A 5,186-nucleotide genomic window follows, 5' to 3' on the forward strand; every position below is an offset into this window, starting at 1 on the left:
TTCCGTATCGAGCTGGGGGAAATCGAAGCGCGCCTGCGCGAGCAGGCCAGCGTGGGTGAAACCGTGGTGGTCGCCCAGGACAGCCCGACGGGCAAGCAACTGGTGGCCTATGTGGTGGCGGCGGATGCCAACGAGGTCGATCACGTCGAGTTTCGCGACACCCTGCGCCGCGCCCTGAAAACCCGCCTGCCGGATTACATGGTGCCGACGTACTTCGTTTTCCTGGCGAAAATGCCGCTGACCCCCAATGGCAAGCTCGACCGCAAGGGCCTGCCCGAGCCGGACGCGAGCCAGATGCAGCAACACTATGTGGCCCCGCAGACCGAGCTGGAACAGCAGATCGCCGCCATCTGGGCCGATGTGCTGCGTCTGCCGCAAGTGGGCCTGAACGACAACTTTTTCGAAGTCGGTGGCCATTCCTTGCTGGCGATCCAGATCACCTCGCGGGTCCAGGCCGAGTTGGGCCTGGAAGTGCCCCTGGTGGAAGTGTTCCAGACCGAAACGCTGCGTGCTTATGTCCAGGCCGCTGCAACCTTCCGTGCCGGCAGCGCGGAAGACTTTGATGATCTTCGTGACTTTTTGAGCGAACTAGAGGCGATTTGAACCATGCTTTCCAACCCTAATATTGACCTGGTGTCGCGCTTTCTTCGTTTGCCTCTGGAACAACGCCAGCAGTTCTACCAACGTTTGCACAGCCGTGGCATGAGCTTCGGGCAACTGCCGATTGCCTCGATCAGCGAGGCGGGCCAAGCCCTGCCGCTGTCCTACGCCCAGGAGCGCCAATGGTTCCTCTGGCAACTGGACCCGGACAGCGCCGCCTACCACATCCCGGGCGTGCTGCGCCTGCGCGGGCGCCTGGACAAAGCCGCGTTGCAGCGCAGTTTCGACAGCCTGCTCGAACGTCATGAAAGCCTGCGCACCCGCCTGCACCTGGAAGGCGAAAACCGCTCCCAGGTGGTGTTGCCGCACGCGGTGATCGAGATCGCTGAAAGCGCGATCACCGAGGCCCAATTGCAGGCGCGCGTGCAGGCGGAAATCGCCCGGCCGTTTGATTTGCAACACGGCCCGCTGTTACGCGTGAACCTGCTGAACCTGGCGCAAGACGAGCACGTGTTGGTACTGGTGCAGCACCATATTGTCTCCGACGGCTGGTCGATGGGCGTCATGGTGCAAGAGCTGATGCAGTTCTATGCCGCCTACAGTCAAGGCCAGGACTGCCAGTTGGCCGCGCTGGCGATCCACTATGCCGACTACGCGCTGTGGCAGCGCCGCTGGATGGAAGCCGGGGAAAAAGAGCGTCAGCTCGGCTACTGGCGCGAACAACTGGGCAGCAGCCAGCCTGTGCTGGAGCTGCCGTTCGATCACCCGCGCCCGCCGCGTCAGAGTTACCGGGGTGCGCGTCAGGACGTTGCGCTGGAACCGGCCCTGGTCGCCGGGCTTAAAGCCTTGGCGCAACGTGAAGGCGTGACCCTGTTCATGCTTTTACTGGCCTCGTTCCAGACCTTGCTGTTCCGCTACAGTGGCCAGTCGGATATCCGCGTCGGCGTGCCGACCGCCAACCGCAACCGCGCCGAGACCGAACGGCTGATCGGCTTTTTCGTCAACACCCAGGTATTCAAGGCCGATCTCGACGGCCAGATGACCTTTCGTGAATTGTTGGCCCAGGTCAAACACACCACGCTGCAGGCTCAGAGTCACCAGGACCTGCCGTTTGAACAGCTGGTCGAAGCCCTGCAACCGGAGCGCAGCCTGAGCCACAACCCGCTGTTCCAGGTGATGTTCAACCACCAGGCGGCGGCCCATAAAAAACCGGCGGAGCAGCAATTGCCTGGCCTTGCCGTGACGTCGCTGGAGTGGGAGAGCCAGAGCGCGCAGTTCGACTTGAGCCTGGATACCGAAGAAACCGATCAAGGCCTGTGGGCATCGTGGACGTTCGCCACCGACTTGTTCGAAGCCGGCACCGTGTCGCGCATGGCGCAACATTGGCAAACCTTGCTGCGCGCGGTACTCGCCGGCGCCGGCGCCGGTAGCCGGCTCGCCGAGCTGGCGCTGCTGGCTGCTGATGAACAACGTGATCTGCTGGGCACCTGGAACACGGGCACCGCTGCTTTCGAGAGCCCGCTCGGTGTTCACGGCCTGTTTGAACGGCAAGCGCAGCAACGCCCCGACGCGGTCGCCCTGTGCCTCGACGCGCAGTCGCTGAGCTACGCCGAGTTAAACCGCCAGGCCAACCAGCTCGCGCATTACCTGATGGGGCAGGGCGTTGGTCCGGAAGTGATGGTCGGCGTTGCTGTGGAGCGCTCCTTCGCCATGGTGGTCAGCTTGCTGGCGATTCTCAAGGCCGGCGGCGCCTATGTACCGCTGGACCCGCAATACCCGCGTGAACGCCTGCTGCACATGCTCGAAGACAGCAACGTGCGTCTGGTGTTGACCCAATCCCATGTGCCCATGCCGTTGCCCCAAGGCCTGCGCAGCCTGGCGATTGACCTGGCGGCGGACGCGTTGGCCGAGTGTGCCGACGGCAACCCGCAAGTGGCGGTCGACGCGCAAAACCTCGCCTATGTCATCTACACCTCCGGCTCCACCGGCAAGCCCAAGGGTGTGGCGATCAACCACGCGGCGCTGACCGAGTTTTCCAGCATCGCCGCCGGCTACTCGCGGCTGACCCAGGACGACCGCGTCCTGCAATTTGCCACGCTGAACTTCGACGGTTTTGTCGAGCAGCTGTACCCGGCATTGACCCACGGCGCGACCGTGGTACTGCGCGGTGCGGAGCTGTGGGACAGCGGGCGCCTGTACGCCGAAATCATCCGCCAGGGCATCACCCTGGCCGACCTGCCGACCGCCTACTGGAACCTGTTTTTACTCGACTGCCTGGCCGCAGGGCCACGCGCGTACGGCGCGTTGCGCCAGATCCATATCGGCGGCGAAGCCATGCCGCTGGACGGTCCGGCGCAGTGGCTGAAAGCCGGGCTGGGCCATGTGCGTTTGCTCAACACCTATGGCCCAACCGAAGCCACGGTGGTGTCCAGCGTGCTGGACTGTACCTCGGGCGAGGAAACCATTGGCGCCACGGCCAGCCCGATTGGCCGCTCGCTGCCCGGTCGCGCCCTGTATGTGCTGGACAATGACCTCAACCTGGCGCCGTTGGGGGCTGTTGGCGAGCTGTATATCGGCAGCCAATGCGGCCTGGCGCGGGCCTATCTGAACCGTGCGTTGCTGACCGCCGAACGGTTTGTGCCCGACCCCTTTGGCGGTGGGCGCCTGTACCGCACCGGCGACCTGGCGCGCTACCGCGCCGACGGCGTGATCGAATACGTCGGCCGTGTCGACCACCAGGTGAAAATCCGCGGCTTCCGTATCGAGCTGGGGGAAATCGAAGCACTGTTGCTGGCCCAGCCAGGCGTGCGCGAAACCCTGGTGTTGGCCGCAGACAATCAACTGGTCGCCTATTTGGTCGCGCCCGAGCAAGACGCCGAAACCCTCAAGGCCGTGCTGCGTGAGCAACTGCCGGACTACATGGTGCCTGCGCACCTGATCTTCCTGGAGCGCATGCCGCTCAACCCGAATGGCAAGCTGGACCGCCAGGCGCTGCCCAAACCGGACGCCAGTGTGTCGCAACAGGTTTGGATCGCGCCGGTGACCGAGCTGGAGCAGCAAGTGGCGGCGGTGTGGGCCGACATCCTCGGCGCCGAACGCGTGGGGCTGGGCGACCACTTCTTTGAGATGGGCGGCCATTCGTTGCTGGCGATGCAGGTGGTGTCGCGCCTGCGTCACGTATTGGCGCAGGAAGTCCCGTTGAAGCTGGTGTTTGAGCAGCCAAGGCTGGCCGGTTTTGCCGCTGCGCTGCAGGCGCTGGGCACCCTGGAGCAGGCACCGCCGCTGGTTGCGCGCAATCGCCTGCAGCCGTTGCTGTTGTCTTACGCCCAGGAGCGCCAGTGGTTCCTCTGGCAACTGGACCCGCACAGCGCCGCTTACCATATCCCCAGTGCCTTGCGCTTGCGCGGGCAGCTGGACACCGAGGCGTTGCAGCGCAGTTTCAACACCCTGGCGGCCCGCCACGAAAGCCTGCGCACTCATGTGCAGCAGGACGGCGAGGGCGCGGTGCAAGTCATTGCCGCACGGGTCGCGCTGCCCATCGATTTGGCCGACACCGACGAGGCCGGCCTGCAGGCGCGGGTCGCTGCGCTCATCGCGCGTCCGTTCAACCTGCAACAGGGCCCGCTGTTGCGGGTATCGTTGCTGCGCCTGGCGGCCGATGACCATGTACTGGTACTGGTCCAGCACCACATCGTCTCTGATGGCTGGTCGATGCAAGTGATGGTGGACGAGTTGGTGCAGCTCTACACCGCCTACAGCCAGGGCGAGGCGCCCCAACTGCCGGCGATGCCGATCCAGTACGCCGACTACGCCCTGTGGCAACGCGACTGGATGGAGGCCGGCGAGAAACAACGGCAATTGACCTATTGGCGCGACCTGCTGGGGGGTGAGCAACCGGTACTGGAACTGCCTTTCGATCATCAGCGGCCCGCCCAGCAAAGCCATCGCGGCGCACGCCTTGACGTGCCGTTGCCGGCAGCGCTGGCGAGCGGCCTCAAAGCCTTGGCCCAGGCCCAGGGCGTAACGATGTTCATGCTGCTGCTGGCCTCGTTCCAGACCCTGTTGCATCGCTACAGTGGCCAGCAGGATATTCGCGTCGGCGTGCCGATTGCCAACCGCAACCGGGTTGAAACCGAGCGGTTGATCGGCTTCTTCGTCAACACCCAGGTGCTCAAGGCCGATATCGACGGGCAGACCACCGTCGCCCAGTTACTGCAACAGGTCAAACAACGGGCGCTGGACGCCCAGGCGCATCAGGACCTGCCTTTCGAACAGCTGGTGGAAGCGCTGCAACCGGAGCGCAGTTTGAGCCTCAACCCACTGTTCCAGGTGATGTTCAACTACCAGACGGATGGCCCGGACGCGCCGCCGACGCTGGAGCAACTGCGCATCGAAAACCTGACGTGGGAACGGCGTACCGCGCATTTCGACCTCGACCTGGATACCCACGACAGCCGCGATGGCCTGTGGGCGTCGTTGGGCTACAGCACGGATCTGTTCGAGGCCGCTACCATCGAGCGCATGGCCCGCCACTGGCAGAACCTGTTGCAGGCGATGGTGGCTGACCAGGCGCAAAACATTGGCCA

2 protein-coding genes are annotated in these 5,186 nt (G+C 64.3%); both read left to right on the forward strand.

Annotated elements, in window-relative coordinates:
- On the forward strand, positions 1 to 603 hold a 603-nt coding region (locus AC0IYH_RS28890), incomplete at its 5' end, for a phosphopantetheine-binding protein (protein ID WP_471837425.1).
- Between the two features lie 3 nt (positions 604 to 606).
- Positions 607 to 5,186 (forward strand): amino acid adenylation domain-containing protein (locus AC0IYH_RS28895; RefSeq protein ID WP_471837427.1); only part of this gene is annotated, 4,580 nt, incomplete at its 3' end.

It is taken from the genome of Pseudomonas sp. AC463 (assembly GCF_979253585.1).